Genomic DNA, 17,196 nt, shown 5'->3' with positions numbered 1-17,196 from the left:
ACTTGGCGACATCATGGGCGCATTGTAGGGATTGTACTTGTCCGAATATATAGCTAATAATTAGCATCATTGTTTCACAAATCGAGCAAGTAAATGGATAGGATCATTGCAGCTAAGGTCTTTGCCGATATCGCGGTATCGGGCAGTTTTACTGCCACGGCAGAGCGTTTAGAAATGTCCAGAGCAATGGTAACGCGCTATGTCGAAGCGATGGAGCAGTGGTTGCAAGTACGTTTACTGCACCGCACCACACGCCAAGTAACGTTAACCAGCGCCGGTGAGCGCTGCTTAGCTGAAGTAGAGCAGTGGTTACAACAAGCCTCGTTGTTAGAGGCAAGTGCGGCACAAAGTGATAAACTTCACGGGAAAATTCGTATTGCGGTGAGCATGTCATTTGCTTACGCGCAGCTTATGCCCGCGCTTAGCGGTTTTATGGCGCAGCATCCCCACCTTGAAATTGATTTAGATGTTGAGGACAGCACAGCTGACTTGGTTGCAAAACGCATCGACCTAGCGATACGTATTGCCTCAGCCCCTGACTCCGCATTGATTGGTAAGCCTATTGCAAAGTGCGATTCGGTGCTGGTGGCCGCCCCAGAATATCTGGCGCAACATGGAGCACCAACTACACCACAACAACTCGCGCAGCATCGTTGTTTAGGTTATAAGAATTTCGAACGCCATGTTTGGCATTTGCAGCAAGGCGAGCAACATGAGGCGGTAGCGGTACATTGTGCGCTGAGTGCCAATGAGGCAACCTGTTTGCTGCGTGCTGCAGAATGTGCGATGGGCATTGCGCTGCAACCTCGCTATTTGGTTGCAACGCAACTTGCCAAGGGCCAGTTAGTTGAGTTACTACCGCAGTGGCGGCCTAAACAAATGCAAATTTATGCACTCTATTCATCGCGACAGTTTCTGTCTCCTGCAATAAGGCAACTCATTGATTATTTGTCGGATTATTTTGCTCAAGCGCAGTGGCAGCAAAACGCTGACTAGCGCAAGGTAACTTGTTGATAAGCGTCAACTACAGCTTGTAATTCTGGCTGACTTAGGCGCGCTTGCTGATAATGGCGCAGGGTGTTTTGCAAATACTGCTGTGCTATTTTGCGCTCAGCGTCATTATGGCATTGCCACAGCGTATCACCGGTGGCGGAAATGGCTTGCCCTGAATTCCGCCAGTTGCTGACGTACAGTACTTCGTAACAGCGGCGATTTTCACTGACTAACCCTTCATGTAGCAAAGATAGTGGCAATTGCTGGAGTGCTGCACGCAGCAGAAATTGATCTCGCACCGGACACAGTAAAAAGTCTACCGGCAGATTGGCAAAGCGCTGCTGGAGCGCACTAACAAAACGTGCACAGAGCTCGCCACCCACTCCAGCGATTATTACCAATTGCGGACCTACATAGTGCGCCAAAGGCAAGTGGCCGACATCTTGGCAATGTACTTGCCAGTTTGCGTTAGCCATAAAGTGCTTGAGCTTTGTTTCCAGCGCGGCGATTAATTCAGGCACGATATCAACAAAATGCACTTGGCTTTGCGGGTATTGTTTTAATAACGTCGCACCGAGTAAGCCATGATCGCAGCAGCAATCCCAGATCTGGGGGTAATCCGGCTTCACTAAACTGACCAAATGCGCTAAGCGGGTGCCTAATTTCATGACTCGTCACTCTGGCAGAAGGTTTGATTAAATTTATCTAACAGCGTCACCAATTGTTTAAAGTCGTGGTCACTAAACTCGCCAAACTCGCAGCGGATCTGCTCCGGTACTGCCGCAGCTTTATCTGCCAATTGGTGTCCGGCGGCGGTGAGCTTGACAAACTTTTGCCGTTTATCTTGCTCGCCGTTTACCACTTCTAGTAGCGCTTTATCGGCTAATTTTTGCAAGATTAAAGTGAGCGCACCGGCATCAACCGAGGTCTTATTGATGATGTGCTTAATGCTGACACCGTCTTCTTCCCATAACGCCATCATCACCACATATTGAGGATAGGTGAGCGAGAGTGCTTGTAAGATCGGGCGATAACTTCTAACCACACCGTTGGCGGCCAAATACAGGCGATGACAAAGTTGGTTCTCAAGTAAAAGTTGTGGATGTTTCATATTGGTCTCCTTGCTTAATATTTTATTTTGCACACAAAGTATTTGCAAACAGAATTAAACTAGGTTAAATTGATTTGCATACAAAGTAAATCATCAAAGGAAACACCACAATGAATACATTATTAGCTACAGCTTATACTGCAAAAGCCACTGCTACAGGCGGTCGTGAAGGTTCTGCTAAGTCAGACGATGGTCGCTTAGATGTTAAACTTTCAACCCCTAAAGGGCTGGGCGGGGATGATGGTCAAGGTACCAACCCTGAGCAATTATTTGCAGCGGGTTACGCCGCGTGTTTTATTGGCGCGCTGAAATTTGTTGCAGGGCAACGTAAAGTTGCGTTACCTAAAGACATTTACATTAACTCTGAAGTAGCAATTGGGCCGATTGAAGGCGGTTTTGGCATCGCCGCGGTACTTAATATTTCATTGTCGAGCTTAGATAAAACAGTGGCGCAAGAGCTTGTGGATGCGGCTCACCAAGTGTGTCCCTATTCAAACGCTACTCGTGGCAACATCAGTGTGACACTCAACCTGCTGTAAAAGTTTGCCGCATAGTCAAAGAGCGACCGCCACGCCGCAGCGGCAATCTCTGCGGCGTGCTTCATTTTTGCTGCAACATGTTTGGGCATGATGTTGCTTGGATATTTCTGCCACTATAGACAAGCTGTGCTATATCCCACCTATTTGCTACCGCAGTGGCATTGGCTACCCCAATTACATAGTTTATCTATACTTATGGGGTTTACTCGTTAGTTGCGAGCTACAGCGCCAAGTAGTTTGGTTGTAGATTAAATAACAAAATAAGCATAAGGACATTTATGGATACGTCACTTGCCACACATGACAATGGGCATTACCAAATTCGAGTTATGACCAAAGCCGAGCTAGAGCTGGCGGTGAGCTGGGCAGCACTTGAAGGTTGGAATCCTGGCCTGTTTGATGCGGAAAGTTTTTATCAAACTGATCCAACAGGCTTTTTAATGGGATTTTTAAATGACCAACCGATAGCTTGTATTTCTGTTGTGAAATATCCAGAGCAATTCGCCTTTTTGGGGTTCTACATAGTAAAACCCGACTATCGTGGCCAAGGCTATGGATATCAGCTTTGGCAAGCGGGAATGGCATCACTGGTAGGCTATAATGTGGGCTTAGATGGGGTGGTGGCGCAACAAGATAATTATCGCCAATCGGGTTTCCAATTGGCTTATCGTAATATTCGTTTTCAAGGTATTGTGGCTGACGATTTACCTCACCAATCAAGCGCTTTAGTGCCGCTGACAGACACCCATTTACTCGAACTTAGGCGTTACGATCGTGATTGTTTTGCGGTGCCGCGAGAAGCATTTTTGGCAGCTTGGCTGTCGCAGCCGCAAAGTTGGGCGCTTGGCCATTATGAACAAGGTCAGCTGCTTGGTTATGGCGTCGTTAGGCCTTGTCAGCGCGGCTATAAAATCGGCCCGTTATTTGCCAATAATGCAGAGATAGCGCAAACGTTGCTGCTTGGTTTATTACGGCACTTGCCCACTGCCAGTGAGTTTTTCCTCGATACACCAGAGATCAATACTGAGGCAGTGGCCTTAGCGCAGCGTTTTGGTATGCAAAGTGTGTTCGAAACGGCGCGTATGTATACCGATAAGGCGCCAGAGATAGCCATAGGCAAAGTTTTTGGTGTGACAAGCTTTGAGTTAGGGTAACAATATTTAACATTTATTTTGCAATGTGTTTGGTTGTTTACTAGGCTAAATGTTCCCAAATGAGCAAAGTGTGACTTTGGGGATTGGGTATACCGCGCACCAGAAAACCTGAGTATTGTAACTAGGCGATGTGTGGGCGAAACAACTAAGGAGAAAGTAATGAAACTCAATTTAGCCAAGAAAAGCATGAAAAACTTAAGTAAAAAAGCATTATTGCCAAATGCAGCAACACCGCAAGTGGGCGGTGGTGCGCTCACACGAGAGGAGCTGGGTTGTATGACGGATGAGCGTTTGTGTATTCCTGAAACTGAGCTTTGCCAAACTGGCGCGGTTCGCTGCCGTATGTAAGGCAAATTGGTCCTAACTGTGTTGGGACCTTTAAAGTACACTTCTACACCCTCCAAAGTATCTCAGTCTTAAATCTGCCATTTTAAAGTAACTTTTTATTAACCTTGTTCCTATAAGCTCTTCGCCACTTAAGGGATTGGTTCATTCTGCAAGGAGCGCATTAACTTATTACCAAGGTCACAAAATGAAAAAAACAATACTCTTTGCCTCTTTGCAGGCGGCACTCTTCATTGCGCCAGCCTCCTTTGCTGCAGCTGAAGTACACTACGATGCCTGTAAAAATACCTTCGACTACTTAGGTGTTAGTTATTTTGGTACTACCGACAAAAACAATTCAGGTAGCCAATGGTGTTATCTTAAACAAACCACAGATGGGCAAACTTGGGCAAATGTACGGACAGAGAGCATTCCCGTGTTTAAAACTGTGAGTGGGAAAACCTGTTTGACACCTTCGCAATATCAAGGTGAAGCGTTTTACGGTTGTAGCACCAAAGCGCACAGCGCTCCTTGGTGTTATGTTGGCGCAGGCGATTGGGAAGCATGCGCCATCACAGAGCCAGATCCCGAGCCACTGCCAGTTCATACTCAACTGCTTGAAAACAAAACATTACAACGAATTATGGTAGGGTCTTGTTTTAAAACACAAGGCGATATGCCAGCGGCAATGAGTAGAGTCATAGCACAACAACCTGACTTATTTTTGTGGTTGGGTGACAATATTTACGGCGACACCACAGACATGAATGTGATGCGACAAAAATACGATGATAAAAAGCGCAATGCTGAGTATCAACAATTTCTCGCAGCCAATATTGCGGTGATGGCAACTTGGGATGACCATGATTTTGGCCGCAACAATGATGGCAAACATTATCCGAAACGTGCCGAAAGCCAGCTTGAGTTTTTACGTCATTTCGATGTCAGCCCTGATGATCCGCGTTTTCACGGTCAGCAAGGGATCTATAGCAGTAAAATGACGGGTCAAACTGGCGAAAAAACGCATGTGATAACGCTTGATGCGCGCTATTTCCGCTCGCCAACGTTTTCCAGTTACGGTAGCTGCGAAGGCGATGCCAGCACTATGCTTGGCGAGGTTCAATGGCAATGGCTAGAGGCAGAGTTAAATAAACCGAGTGAAATTAAAATTATTGCCAGTGGCATACAAGTATTACCACCACTGCATTTAGGTCGTAGCAAAACCAGTTACTGTGCCTATGGTAACGGCAAAAACTTTGACCAGGCCGTGACCAATCTCAATGAAAATGGCATGTCTGGCACCAGCTATGAATCTTGGGCGGAAATGCCGCTGGAGCGTGAGCGTTTACTGCGTATGGTGCAAAAGTCAATCAATGATGGCAAAGCGAAGGCGGTGATTTTTGTGTCTGGTGACCAGCATTGGGGTGAGCTATTGCAAAAAGACATTCCTGCCAGTAGTGAGTACGGTAAAGCCGCCACTGTGTATGAAATAACTGCGTCTGGTTTTGGTCAAAACTGGCCTTATCATATTGAAAACCCTCTGCGTTTACCTATCTATGCGGATAATCAAGGCGATGGTCAATATCAGTTACAATGTCAACTTCCGTTCAATTATGCTGGGGTGACGTACCAAGGGTGTATCAGCCGTGACCATGACAAACCTTGGTGTTATACCGAGTTAGATAGCAAAGGAAATGGCGTAAAAGGGCAGTGGGGCAACTGTGCACCAAGTGGTGCAACTATCCCAACTGGCAAAGTGGGTGTGGTGAGTGAACAAATGTCAGCATTGACTACTGGTAATCGCCACCTGATTAATAAATCAGGGAGTAACTACGGTATGCTGGATATTGATTGGACTAAACGTACTATTAAAATGTCGATAGAAACAGCTGATGAAGAGGCGGTCTCCACCATCATAAACTTCTAAGCTTAATGCGCTAAATATTTGGTTGTGCGCGCGGGCGCACTGCCAATGATGCGATAATCATCTATACTTGGCTAACGTATTGATAATGAGACTTTGCGTTAGCTGCTCACGCTTTATTCTGGCGATTATTTTGCTGCTATTAAGAGCGCATTGATTGTCAACAAAGTCGTTGCCGGTGAGTCAATTTACCTTGTTATTGGCATAAGCGAGCAGTCGATAAGCGCCTGAATTTTGATTTATCAACTTATTCAGCTCAGCAGTTTCTTGTTACTTAACTTGTTGCTTAAATAGATAAGGGAGTTTTTATGTTTAATCGAGTGCAAAAACAGATGCAGGTTGCCTTAAGCGCCATGCTGCTGATGTTGGGATGGCAGTTACAAGCCGCTGATATTAACCAACAGGCATTGCTTGCCAATCAAATGTCGGCGACCCCTTATGTCATTGTAGATGTAAGGAGTCCTGAAGAGTTTGCAGAGGGGCATCTCAAAGGGGCAATCAATATTCCTCATGACCAAACCGACGCATATCAAACGCAGCTGGAGGCATTAAAAGGAAAACCGTTAGTTGTATATTGTCGCTCGGGAAGACGGGCAAGCATGTTTGAGCAATTACTGACCCCTAAAGGATATGAGATTTTGCATTTAGAGGGGGATGTTCAGGCTTGGCAAGCAGCAGAATTGCCACTCATCAAATAGCCCCACCGCATACCTCGCAAGCAAAGTCTCAATCAGGTTGTGGCGTTTAAGTTCTGCAACCTTGTTACCACTTAGTCATCCATGAGCTGCTTCAGCGCTGTTTTTTTGATAAGTAGTTTATTCTATTATTCTTGCTTTTTTCGGAATTTAAAAAGCTCGAAAATACACTTCGATTTTGCCTAAGCAACTCATTAGCTTTTTTAAATATTATGGTTTGGTCCAATGCTTAGGCATTGGAGTCGATGATAAGAACTGACGAGAAAATACCGTCTCTAATTGATGATAAATAATCAACAATTAAATTAAGTTTATGATGTTTTCTGTATAATTAAGTTGTTTTTTGTTTTTTAACTGTTTAAATATTGAAAATATTCTGATAGTTTAAATTTACCTTGTAAGTAAGGTATGCAAAACTGAGAAAATTTCAACAATAGAGTTTTGTGGCCTACTGCAGTACGAGGTTAAGGAAAACAGATCCGTTCATTTATGAGGAAATTTAAAAATGAAAAAACAAATTTTTGCTGCTGCGGCAGTGATGTTAAGTGCTTTGTCGTTTTCATCACAAGCGGCGCAATTGAAGTGCAATCTAACTGTGAAATCCGGCGGTAATGTTTGGCAAAACGGCACGAGCTATTGTTCTGGTATTGATTTCTCTTTTAGTAACAGCACAACGGGTAAATTCTATATTGAAGGTGCAAGCAAACCAATCAGTCGTATTCTTTGGAATGGTGACGCAAATTGTACTGGTGGTACAAGCTGTAATATGACTATTCGTGCTTATCGCGATTATACCGCAACTGCCACGATTTTATATCAAGACGGGACTTATGAAACGACTAATTCAGCAACCATGAATTATGAGACAGGTCACTAAAAGCTTGCCAATGTCTGTCGTAGAACTACTAAGGCGATAAAACCGCTATCTTAGTGACTGGCAGGCCCACTCGTTTGTGTGCCTGCCATTACTAGGGCTTATTTTTGCGCTAATTTGGCTTTTACTTCAGCGATTTTAGCCTCAAGTTCGGCTAGTTTTTCTTGCGCTTCTTCACTTAACTCACCAGCCTGATGCTGCGACTCTTGCCAAGCATCCTCAGCCAACTCTCGAGATTCTGCCAATAGCTCAGATAATTTATCCTGGCCTTCAGTTGCGGCATTGTTAGCCAACGATTTAGCGTCGTCCAACAGTTTCTGAACGGATTTATCATTCCAGTTCTCACTGTGGGCTTTTACCTCGTCAACTGCTTCTTGCCAAGCTTGTTTTACTTTCGCCTCGGTACTTACAGCCTGCTCTTTCACTTCTTTGGCGTCTTCACAGGCAGTGAGGACTAAAGCGCTCATCATCATAATAACGAATGCAATCATTTGTTTCATGGCTTTCTCCTTTGCGATTTGTTGTGTACTAGCCTAGCAAAGTCAAAGTAAACGAAAGATGAATCAATGCAGAGCTGTATTGGCAAATTGTGCAATGGCTTTTCTTAAACCTTGGTTGTTGTGCTCAAGTTCTTGCAATTCTTTTAGCAGAACTTGCATATTTTTAAGTACGCCAGCGGTTTCCTGGTTAATCGTGTGTGCCTGTTCATTGGCCAAATTGGCGGCATGACTTTGCTGCTCGGTAGCATAATTAATGGTACTGAGCTCAGTTCTAATTTGCTCTACCTGAGCTGATACTGCACGGATCTGAGCCAAAGCTTGGTCGCTATTACTCACAGTTTGGCTGCTGTTGTTATGGATCTGTTGCATTAATGCTTGTAGCTGCGCAGCCTCTTGTTTAATTGACTCAAGGACAATACCGATTTCGCCAGTGGCGCCTTTTGAGCGGATAGCAAGCTGACGCACTTCATCTGCAACTACCGCAAATCCGCGGCCGCTTTCTCCGGCGCGAGCCGCTTCAATAGCGGCATTGAGAGCGAGTAGGTTCGTTTGCTCGGCAATGCCATTAATACTATCAAGAATACCGACAATGGATTGGCTTTTGGTATTTAAGCTCTCTGCATTACTAAACGCTTGCTCATTGAGCGCAAGCAACGAATCAATCGCCATTTTTGAGTCATTGGTAATATTGGCTGTGGTATGGGCGTTGTTGGCAAGTTTTGCTGTACTATCAAGGGCATTGGTCATACCCGATTGGATTTCTACCGTGTTATTTGCAACTTGATGGGAAGCACTGACGATTGATTGTAAGCTTTGTTCAGCATTCGCCATTTCATCGTTGACGTTACGAATAACGCTGCTGACTCGCTCAACTTTTTGTGACAAGGTCGTTATGGTGCTAGACAATTGTTTGACTATGCTGCCCAGTGACCCTAATAGAGCATCAATGGCATGACTGATAATCGCAAGCTCATCGTTACCATAGTCAGCAATACGCAGGTTGAGGTTACCTTGGGTTGAAACTTGATCTAACACTTGTTGAATATGGCTGATTTTTTTCGTCAGGCCATAAATAATGCGAATAGAGCCTGCCACAACAAATACGCAGACTACGATTACTAGCATGGCTTCAATCCAGAGGATTAATTTAGCAAGCGAGCGGCGGTCGTCGAGCTCGGTCAAAAGTCTTGTTTTAGATTGGTCCATATTGCTTTTAATCGCATTTATGTAGCTGCTGGCGAGCGCAAACCATTGGCTTGGTGACATCCCTTGAGAAAAGGTTTCAGTGCTAACCAGTGCGGTTAGTAAGTTATCGACCTCGCGTGCTTCTTTAGCAGTGAAAAGGCCGGTTAACGCAGCGCTGGAACTTTGGTTGTGTGATGCAAGCTGTTGGTATTGCAAGATGGCATGTTTGTATTGCTCAAGCTCTGCCCGTTGCACCACTGAAATAGCTTGTTTGGCTAAAATGCCATTAATTTTTCCGCGTACTTGTCCTAAGTGCTCTTTAAGTTTAGAAAGATAGTACACAGTCAATAAATCATCGCGCAGCTGTGTATGCTCGATATAAGTAATGGCTTCTAAAATTAAGTGATGTAAATTGATGTTGAGCTGGGAATAATAGTTAAAGGCATGGTTGTCCTCGCGTGCTTGCACTTGCTTTCGAATGGCTTCACGTTGTTGGAAGTGATGGGAAATATTTTGTTTAAACGCGGAAAAGGCTTTGAAGCCATCAAAACCTAGCTGCAAATCGACAAAAGCATTGAACGCTGCATCTGCTTTTTGCTGTTGTGACAGCAAGGTTTGCCACACACTGGGGTCGCCATTACCGATATAACCCGCACTTAACCCCCTTTCTACTGCAACTTGATGGGCAAGGTCGTCACTTAAGAAAATTGCGTGCAGTAAAGCTTGGTCATCTGTAATGCTCAAGTATTGTTCGTAGTCATGGCGAATGAGGTTGTATGCCATGATGCAGGCACCGCTTATTACTACTACGGTGAGTAAATACAAAGCACGTTTGAACGAAACGTTTTGCAACATATATCCATATCCTAAAGCAAAGGCGTGATATTTAGGGGCGCCACATTGCAGGCAAAATTCGTTAAGCAACCCCTTATGATACCCAAACGACAGGAGCTGCAGGTAGGCGATAGGTGCGTAACTCCCCATCAACGTAGCTAAACTACGTGATTGGGGTGAACGGGCGCAGCCAACACCACGGCAACTTCAAATAGGGAGTGTTTAAAACATAGTTGCCAGTTGATATAACTACAAAAAAAGTTTGTCCTCACGCATTGCTAATTGCGCTCACCATCACACTATGTCGTCAATAAGGCCGCTCCATTCGCGCTAAAGCGCCAGTGATCGTTAAGTGGTATATGTCAGCATTCGGTAACTCAGCATGGTATAAATTGAAGGCCATTGATAGACGTATTCAGTGCAGCAATTTATAACAGGCATGCCCTGCGTAGGCTCTTGCACATTTGACTAACTTGCTGTTATCACTCATACCTAAACTAGTCTTGGCTTTATTTTAAAAAGGTAAACTATGCTGCAGCAATTACGCTTGTCGCAACAGTTGGCGGTATCGTTTGGGGTGATGATCTCATTGTTGGTTTTGTTGTCCTTATTTTCATACTTTACGATTTCATCAGGGCACAGTAACTTTGTTGATTATCGCCAACTGGCGAGAACTTCCAATTCAGTGGCGGTGTTACAAGCTGATTTGCTGTCAATACGAATCGCTGCGATAAAATATTTCAAAGAGCAGTTGCCTGAACATGTAAAGGAATTTAACGAGCGGTCAGCAAATTTGGGCGAGCAGATGCAACAGGCCAAACAACAGCTCTTAGAGCCTGAGTTGCTTGCGTTGCTAAGTACGGCGGAGAGCCAGTTTGTGCAATATCAGGACGCATTTAAGCGTGTGATCGCACTTTATGAAAAACGTCACCATATAGTAACAAACACGATAGATATGGTCAGCATGGAAGTACAACAACAAGCCAAAACCTTGCGGAATGCGGCTTATCAGGCAAACGATACGAAGCTACTTTATGAAACAGCTAAATTACAAGAAGATTTGCTGTTAGCGCAGTTATATACGGCAAGATTTTTATTGACCAACGCACAATCTGATTTTGACAAAGCCAAGCATGAAATTCAGCTGGTTAAGGGCGAGGTGAATTTGCTGCTCGGTTTTACTAATAGTGAAGCCGATAATGCCGCATTGCAAAGTATCAGCCAAGCAATGCTGCAATATACGCAGGCAATTGATGATGTTCAGGCCACTATTAATCAGCGTAATGAGCTTATCAATACTAAGTTAAATGGGTTAGGTCCGCAGATAGCAGAAGAGCTAGAGCAAATCAAGCTGGCGCTAAAAAACACCCAAGACGCCTTGGGACCACAGTTGCAAAAGCAAAGTGAAGAGGCCGTTACTTGGATTGTACTTATTGCTTTCGCGGTAACAGCATTTGGGGTATTTCTGAGTTGGTTTAACGTGCGCTTGATTAAAGCCCCAATAGGAGGCGAACCAAAAGAAATTGCAGAGGTCGCTGAGCGAATAGCTGCGGGTGACTTAACCATTCAATTCGATAACATGCAGCAACATACAGGGGTTTATGCTGCAATTATCAAAATGACTAACACACTAAGAGATATCATCGCCACATTACAGACGTCGGTTAACAATATCTCCGCCAGTTCAGAAGTACTGAGCTCCATTACTGCGCAGGCAAAAAGTGGCGCTGAAAACCAAATGGAGCAATTGACCCATACCGCTGTCGCTATGGATGAAATGAGCAGCACGGTAGCTGAAATTACCCGCAGTGCACAACTGGCGGCTGACTCAGCGAGCGATGCTGATAAACACACAGCTCGCGGGCATGACCAAGTTGTACAGACGAAGCAGTCAATGGACATGCTGGTGGGCAGTATTCAGCAAGTTAGCACCACAATATCATCTCTTGCTAACGAAACGCAGTCGGTCGGCTCCATTTTGGATGTGATTCGGGCAATTGCTGATCAAACGAATTTATTGGCACTCAATGCTGCAATCGAAGCTGCTCGAGCAGGGGAACAGGGGCGAGGTTTTGCGGTGGTAGCTGATGAAGTACGTAATCTTGCCAGTCGGACGCAAAATAGCACTGAAGAGATCCAAGCCATGATCTCAAAACTCCAGCAAGAAGCGCAGCGTGCCGTCACTGCAATGGCTGACAATGTGTCTGGCGCCGCGGTCACCGCCGAAAAGACCGAATTAACTGGCAAAGCTTTAGAGGCGATTGCTGGGTCGGTCGGCACTATCCGTGATATGAATGTGCAAATTGCCAGTGCTTCAGAGGAACAAAATACCGTAACAGCACAAATGTCACAGAGCGTTCGGCAAATTAGCGACAGTGCCACAGAAACTGCACGTGGCGCCGAGCATGCCGAGCAAGAAGCGGTCAAATTATTGGCCTTGGCGAGCGACCTGCGGGCTATCACCGCACAGTTTAGAGTATAGGGCTTATGCGGTGTGTGACAGTAAAGAGCTGCTGCTCTGAGGTGATGAGCTGACAGGGGCAGGGTAAACACCTTTTTCCAATTCTCGCTACTGCAACCTCTGCTGTCTCAATCAATTAAAGTCACTGCTTATCTTAAAGGCATGCCCTGTCTCGGCCTGTATTGTGCGCTAAAGGAAAAGGCTCGCTCTAAAAGGAAAAAGACTTAGCCGCAGTGAGAAGCACTGTGGTGTCTCCCCAGCGCTCTTTTAAGGTAGTGGTATGAAGACCGATACCTACATCTATGCCTTGCCACTGGGTGTTAAACATCAATTGTGCGTGGGTAAAATTGGACTTACCCTCCCAGTTCCATGCAGACTTATCACCAGTGATGGAGGTATCCACTGCTGCGTACATGCTCCAGGTATCATTGAGGGTAAAAGTGTGGTTCAGCTGCACAATGTAGTGGTCGCCACCAAAACCAAAATAATCCCACGCATACCAAAAGTTAAGCCCTGTGCCTTGATAATTGAATTTTGCATACACTTCTTTAAAGTTGAGCGCAGAGGCTTCATGACTACCGTGATAGGTATATTGATTGAGTGCCGTATCTACACTTACGCCGTTACTAAACTCAGTGTAATAGCCAACGTAGCCATCTAATTCAAGGCGAATGCCACTGCCGTAATCGACGTTGGATGACCACATCCCAGCATAAAAGCCATTGCCAAAGTCGTAATTGAGACTAGGTTGAAAGGCCGGGTTTTTGTCAGTTTGCGAGACGCCATTAAACAAATAATTACTGACAACGCTCGCGGTAAAAGTCCAATCTGCTTGTGCTTGATAACTGCCAAGCAGCAAACTTGCGTAGCTTAATGTTTGCCAACTTTTGGCTAGCAGTGACTTGGGTAAAGTGAGAGCAGTCATTATGTGTCCCCTGAAAAACATGATGCGGCGTAAAGCACCGCAACGTTGAGATTGTTGCATCTTTTAATAAGCTAAGTCGAAAACTTCAAACTTGCCAAATAAACTCTGTTGACCATACTCAAATTGGTGCGAAACAACCGTTTAGTGCTCAAACGCGCGATATGGGCGCGCAAGCTTGGCTAATATTCGTGTGCGTCACCAAGACTGCAATGGTATTGTCATAGTCAACAATTACAGTGACAAAATTATGACTTTGTACCTGACTTATCAGCAGGTTAACCGTTTACGAGGTACACATGGGAAGTTTTCAGTTTGCAACTATGCGTTTGCAAATCGCAATTATTGCAGCAAGTTGTCTAGTGTTGGCGGTTATCGCCACCATAGGTTTCGGTGTGTGGAACTCAGTTCGTTTATTTGCCGCCAATGATAGTGCAACCTCAGCTTTGTATATCGAACAAACCAGTAAAACACTGGCGGCGGAGCTTTCACAGCAAGCTAATGGGATTGAAGTGTTGATCACTGAAAGCTTAGGCGTCGCACGTGGTCTTGCGGACAGTAGCGAAGCTTTAATTCGCGAAAAGGCAGGCTTAAGTCGTGAACAATTTAGCCAAATGGTGGTGCGCAGTATGCTTAATCATCAAAAGCTGCTGGGGGCATATCTAGTTTGGGAGCCCAACGCAGTAGATGGTGCCGATGCAAGTTTTACCAATAACGGGCAACATTCTACCGCACAAGGTCAGTTTGGCCCGTATTGGACTCGTGACAATAACGGCAACCTTGGGATCCAGCCAGTCACCACTGACGGACTCTACAGTGAAGCGCGTAACAGTCGAGGGCTGCGTGGTAGCGAATGGTACTTATGTCCGCGCGATAAAAAAACCAGCTGTATCGTAGATCCTGCGGTATGGGAGGTACAAGGTGTACCGACGTTAATGACCTCTATCGTGCACCCGATTTATATCGATGGCAAATTCATCGGCATAGCCGGTGTGGATATTTCGATGGCGTTTTTACAGCAATTGCTTACCGATTTAGACAGTCGATTATATCAAGGCAAGGGGTCACTGCGGCTTATCTCCACACATGGTTATTGGGTTGCAGATACCCAAAACCCGCAGCGAGTGGGTGAATTGGTGGATGATAATCTGTGGCAGGCAATTAAACCCGTAGTGCAGTCGGGCAAAGTACAATTTAGTAAACAAGGTGATGACTATCGGGTTTCGGTCCCTTTGCAATTAAGTGCTTTTGGCACGCCTTGGCTGCTTGAGTATCAAGTACCTGCGGAGGTTGTACTGGCAGATATGCAGGGTTTGCAAGACACCTTAAATCGCGAATTTAACCAAAGTACTGTGTGGCAGCTAATATTGGCCGCAGTTATCGCAGGGGGTGGCGCTCTGGTACTGTATGTGGTGGCAGGTCAGCTGGCGAAACCATTACAGCAATTAACGGCGATGGTGGATGACTTAGCGCAATCCGACGGCGACTTAACCTGCCGTATCGAAATCAAGCGTAAAGATGAAATAGGCCGCTTGGCGACTGCATTAAATCTGTTTTTAGATAAAACACATACCATAGTCAGTGATACTGCAAAACTGGTAGTGGACTTACGCCAATCCTCAGATGTCAGTGCTGAGATCTCTTCTCGCACACATCAGGAAATTGGTTTGCAACAGCGTGCCATCGAGCAAGTTGTGACCGCAGTGACAGAAATGTCGGCGACCGCATCTGAAGTTGCCAGTCAAGCCTCACTCACTGCCGATCTGGCCTCGCAAGCGACCGATGCGGTGCGCTCGGGTGACTCGGCAGTGGGTCAAACCAGTGAGGTAGTTGGGCGTTTAAGCAGCAGCATGCAAGAAGCCAGCGATTTGATGAAAAAATTGGAGTATTCCAGCAATAGCATTAACAGCATTGTTGAGGTTATTCGCAATATTTCTGAGCAAACTAACTTGCTGGCGCTGAACGCTGCTATTGAAGCGGCGCGGGCTGGTGAACAAGGCCGTGGCTTTGCCGTGGTTGCAGACGAAGTGCGGAATTTAGCATCAAGGACGCAAGCTTCTACGGTAGAAATTCAAGCATTGATCAGCGAACTGACAGGTTGTACTAATCAAGCTGTGCAAGCGATTGAACTCAATCAGCAAATGGTCGTGACATGCCAACAAAGTGCCGCAGATGCCAAGCAAAAACTCGATGGTGCTATCCATGCTGCCGCAAATATCAGTGATGCCGCGACACAAATAGCCAGCGCCGCAGAAGAGCAAAGTGTGGTCAGTGAAGATATCAGTAAAAACGTGGTGAATATCAGTAGTGCGGTACAAGGTCTTAGCCAAGCTGCGACTGATGCTGCGGAACAAAGTAGTTTAATTGCGCGCGTCGCCAAAAATATTAATGGCCAAATCGGTAAGTTTAAATACTAGCGGCGTTTTGTGGCGTTTGCTACAAAACAAAGTTAATGCAACATTAAAAGCAAAGCCAGTTGGCTTTGCTTTTCCTTTCCTTATAGTTTTTTGGTTTTAGTCGTGTAATACACCACTTAAAGCTGGGTCGATATCACTGCGATAGGCTTTTGGATTTTCCCCTAACAGCTCTAATGCGGTCGCGGCAATTTGCGAAGCGGTTTGTTCTTGCTTGGTGTGCAGTATGCCTTTGGCTTTGATGCTAGGACCAATTGCAGCAAACCAAACTTGCTCCGAGCCGACAATACCATTTGGTGCTTTGGCGAGAGAGTCAGGGGACTTTTTGGCGAGCGCTGCTTGTGACGAATGATGTTGCCAGTCACTGGCAGTTTGGCCGCGGCCGTGATCTGTGGTGATAAGCAAAGTGGTGTTGTCACGGTACTCAGGCAAACCTTGTACGGTTTGCCACAGCTGCGAAAGTAAGGCGTCAGCACGATGAATACCTTTGATGTATTCATCGTAATTGCCCTCATGGGCAAAGTCATCCGGCTCACCCAAAGCTAACATTAGTACCCGAGGCTTATTTGTGAGCAGATATTGCTTTGCATAATGAAAGGTAAAAGCATCTAAGCGCACACTGTCCCATGGGCTTGGAATTTGTGTTTGTAATTCATTGAGTAGCCGTAGTTGCGTATTACTTGCTGCGGCGTTTTCAAACCCGGCATTGATATGTAATTTACTGCGTTCGCGGTTAAAAATAGCAGGAAATACATCCCAACTGGCAAATACGGCAAGGTTGTGGCTAAAGCCTGGCTGAGTTGCTAACCACTCAATAAATGAGACATTATGGTTAGGCACTTTGTCATTACTATCTATGCTTGCATCTGCTTTGCCAGTAATAATTTCATTGTAGCCGGGGTAGGAGAAATACCACGGATTGGCAACACGCATTAATGAACCTTGGTCGCGGTCACCAATCAATACGCCTTGTTTAGCAACGGTTTGCCATAAAAATGGCATCAGTGCCGCTTGGCGCTCTACTTGACTATCGCGCCAAAATTGCTTTCGCAGCGGTGCTTGATGTTGGGTAGCCGTGGGGTTTTCTAATAGTACGGGATCAATACCACGGAACACTTCTTGCCAGCGCACGCCGTCAATAGTCACTAAAATTAGGTTCTGCTCGGCGTGGGCGCAAGCGCTGCCGAGTAGTAATAAAGTCGCGAGCAGTTTTTTCATACCAGATCCTTTTTAATATCGTAGCCTTTACTGTGCCTAAATGGTTAC

General features: G+C 45.5%; 15 protein-coding genes. 9 read left to right on the top strand and 6 right to left on the bottom strand.

Annotated elements, in window-relative coordinates; all coding sequences use genetic code 11:
• Positions 1-93: 93 nt before the first annotated feature.
• Positions 94-996: a LysR family transcriptional regulator gene (locus ACFOEE_RS04215; protein ID WP_377121248.1), complete on the top strand. Its 903-nt coding sequence runs from the start codon at positions 94-96 to the stop codon at positions 994-996.
• On the opposite strand, the gene ACFOEE_RS04210 is transcribed toward ACFOEE_RS04215, so the two are convergent.
• Both ACFOEE_RS04210 and ACFOEE_RS04205 read right to left on the bottom strand, forming a co-directional pair.
• Entirely contained in the window at positions 993-1,661 is a 669-nt protein-coding gene (locus ACFOEE_RS04210) for a tRNA (adenine(22)-N(1))-methyltransferase TrmK (protein WP_377121246.1), read from the bottom strand. The two genes, ACFOEE_RS04215 and ACFOEE_RS04210, sit on opposite strands and share 4 nt — an antisense overlap.
• Positions 1,658-2,104 (bottom strand): MarR family winged helix-turn-helix transcriptional regulator, encoded by a 447-nt coding sequence (locus ACFOEE_RS04205; RefSeq protein WP_377121244.1) that lies wholly within the window; start codon positions 2,102-2,104, stop codon positions 1,658-1,660. Before ACFOEE_RS04205 ends, ACFOEE_RS04210 begins: the two co-directional genes overlap by 4 nt.
• Positions 2,105-2,214: 110 nt before the next feature.
• Here ACFOEE_RS04205 and ACFOEE_RS04200 point away from each other — a divergent pair, with 110 nt between their 5' ends.
• From ACFOEE_RS04200 to ACFOEE_RS04175, 6 genes are all read left to right on the top strand, one after another.
• Positions 2,215-2,643, top strand: a complete 429-nt coding sequence (locus ACFOEE_RS04200; protein WP_377121242.1) for an organic hydroperoxide resistance protein — start codon at positions 2,215-2,217, stop codon at positions 2,641-2,643.
• A 278-nt stretch (positions 2,644-2,921) separates the two neighbouring features.
• Positions 2,922-3,797: a GNAT family N-acetyltransferase gene (locus ACFOEE_RS04195; protein WP_377121240.1), complete on the top strand. Its 876-nt coding sequence runs from the start codon at positions 2,922-2,924 to the stop codon at positions 3,795-3,797.
• Positions 3,798-3,956: 159 nt separating this feature from the next.
• The gene (locus tag ACFOEE_RS04190; protein WP_377121238.1) at positions 3,957-4,145 is read left to right on the top strand and encodes a hypothetical protein; all 189 of its coding nucleotides are present in this window, start codon (positions 3,957-3,959) and stop codon (positions 4,143-4,145) included.
• Between the two features lie 184 nt (positions 4,146-4,329).
• Positions 4,330-6,048 (top strand): alkaline phosphatase D family protein, encoded by a 1,719-nt coding sequence (locus ACFOEE_RS04185; protein ID WP_377121236.1) that lies wholly within the window; start codon positions 4,330-4,332, stop codon positions 6,046-6,048.
• Between the two features lie 305 nt (positions 6,049-6,353).
• The gene (locus tag ACFOEE_RS04180; protein WP_377121234.1) at positions 6,354-6,743 is read left to right on the top strand and encodes a rhodanese-like domain-containing protein; all 390 of its coding nucleotides are present in this window, start codon (positions 6,354-6,356) and stop codon (positions 6,741-6,743) included.
• 502 nt (positions 6,744-7,245) lie between these two features.
• Positions 7,246-7,617, top strand: a complete 372-nt coding sequence (locus tag ACFOEE_RS04175) for a hypothetical protein (protein ID WP_377121232.1) — start codon at positions 7,246-7,248, stop codon at positions 7,615-7,617.
• Positions 7,618-7,715: 98 nt separating this feature from the next.
• Here ACFOEE_RS04175 and ACFOEE_RS04170 read toward each other — a convergent pair whose 3' ends face one another.
• Together ACFOEE_RS04170 and ACFOEE_RS04165 are read right to left on the bottom strand one after the other, a co-directional pair.
• Positions 7,716-8,114, bottom strand: a complete 399-nt coding sequence (locus ACFOEE_RS04170) for a hypothetical protein (RefSeq protein ID WP_377121230.1) — start codon at positions 8,112-8,114, stop codon at positions 7,716-7,718.
• Positions 8,115-8,177: 63 nt separating this feature from the next.
• The gene (locus ACFOEE_RS04165; RefSeq protein WP_377121228.1) at positions 8,178-10,154 is read right to left on the bottom strand and encodes a methyl-accepting chemotaxis protein; all 1,977 of its coding nucleotides are present in this window, start codon (positions 10,152-10,154) and stop codon (positions 8,178-8,180) included.
• 508 nt (positions 10,155-10,662) lie between these two features.
• On the opposite strand from ACFOEE_RS04165, the gene ACFOEE_RS04160 reads away from it, so the two are divergent.
• Entirely contained in the window at positions 10,663-12,615 is a 1,953-nt protein-coding gene (locus ACFOEE_RS04160) for a methyl-accepting chemotaxis protein (protein ID WP_377121226.1), read from the top strand.
• A 187-nt stretch (positions 12,616-12,802) separates the two neighbouring features.
• Here ACFOEE_RS04160 and ACFOEE_RS04155 read toward each other — a convergent pair whose 3' ends face one another.
• Entirely contained in the window at positions 12,803-13,519 is a 717-nt protein-coding gene (locus ACFOEE_RS04155; RefSeq protein ID WP_377121224.1) for a TorF family putative porin, read from the bottom strand.
• Between the two features lie 296 nt (positions 13,520-13,815).
• Here ACFOEE_RS04155 and ACFOEE_RS04150 point away from each other — a divergent pair, with 296 nt between their 5' ends.
• Entirely contained in the window at positions 13,816-15,933 is a 2,118-nt protein-coding gene (locus tag ACFOEE_RS04150) for a methyl-accepting chemotaxis protein (protein WP_377121222.1), read from the top strand.
• A 96-nt stretch (positions 15,934-16,029) separates the two neighbouring features.
• On the opposite strand, the gene ACFOEE_RS04145 is transcribed toward ACFOEE_RS04150, so the two are convergent.
• A complete protein-coding gene (locus ACFOEE_RS04145) occupies positions 16,030-17,148 on the bottom strand; it encodes an alkaline phosphatase family protein (RefSeq protein WP_377121220.1) in 1,119 nt (372 codons plus the stop codon).
• Positions 17,149-17,196 lie beyond the last annotated feature (48 nt).

The organism is Pseudoalteromonas fenneropenaei, from assembly GCF_042643375.1.
In the GTDB taxonomy this organism is placed as follows: domain Bacteria; phylum Pseudomonadota; class Gammaproteobacteria; order Enterobacterales; family Alteromonadaceae; genus Pseudoalteromonas; species Pseudoalteromonas fenneropenaei.
This window is presented reverse-complemented; position numbering and strand designations above follow the sequence as displayed.

Bases quoted from the DNA above. Each gene is read 5' to 3' on its own strand.
- ACFOEE_RS04215 (WP_377121248.1), top strand. From the start codon at position 94: ATGGATAGGATCATTGCAGCTAAGGTCTTTGCCGATATCGCGGTATCG.
- ACFOEE_RS04210 (WP_377121246.1), bottom strand. From the start codon at position 1,661: ATGAAATTAGGCACCCGCTTAGCGCATTTGGTCAGTTTAGTGAAGCCG.
- ACFOEE_RS04205 (WP_377121244.1), bottom strand. From the start codon at position 2,104: ATGAAACATCCACAACTTTTACTTGAGAACCAACTTTGTCATCGCCTG.
- ACFOEE_RS04200 (WP_377121242.1), top strand. From the start codon at position 2,215: ATGAATACATTATTAGCTACAGCTTATACTGCAAAAGCCACTGCTACA.
- ACFOEE_RS04195 (WP_377121240.1), top strand. From the start codon at position 2,922: ATGGATACGTCACTTGCCACACATGACAATGGGCATTACCAAATTCGA.
- ACFOEE_RS04190 (WP_377121238.1), top strand. From the start codon at position 3,957: ATGAAACTCAATTTAGCCAAGAAAAGCATGAAAAACTTAAGTAAAAAA.
- ACFOEE_RS04185 (WP_377121236.1), top strand. From the start codon at position 4,330: ATGAAAAAAACAATACTCTTTGCCTCTTTGCAGGCGGCACTCTTCATT.
- ACFOEE_RS04180 (WP_377121234.1), top strand. From the start codon at position 6,354: ATGTTTAATCGAGTGCAAAAACAGATGCAGGTTGCCTTAAGCGCCATG.
- ACFOEE_RS04175 (WP_377121232.1), top strand. From the start codon at position 7,246: ATGAAAAAACAAATTTTTGCTGCTGCGGCAGTGATGTTAAGTGCTTTG.
- ACFOEE_RS04170 (WP_377121230.1), bottom strand. From the start codon at position 8,114: ATGAAACAAATGATTGCATTCGTTATTATGATGATGAGCGCTTTAGTC.
- ACFOEE_RS04165 (WP_377121228.1), bottom strand. From the start codon at position 10,154: ATGTTGCAAAACGTTTCGTTCAAACGTGCTTTGTATTTACTCACCGTA.
- ACFOEE_RS04160 (WP_377121226.1), top strand. From the start codon at position 10,663: ATGCTGCAGCAATTACGCTTGTCGCAACAGTTGGCGGTATCGTTTGGG.
- ACFOEE_RS04155 (WP_377121224.1), bottom strand. From the start codon at position 13,519: ATGACTGCTCTCACTTTACCCAAGTCACTGCTAGCCAAAAGTTGGCAA.
- ACFOEE_RS04150 (WP_377121222.1), top strand. From the start codon at position 13,816: ATGGGAAGTTTTCAGTTTGCAACTATGCGTTTGCAAATCGCAATTATT.
- ACFOEE_RS04145 (WP_377121220.1), bottom strand. From the start codon at position 17,148: ATGAAAAAACTGCTCGCGACTTTATTACTACTCGGCAGCGCTTGCGCC.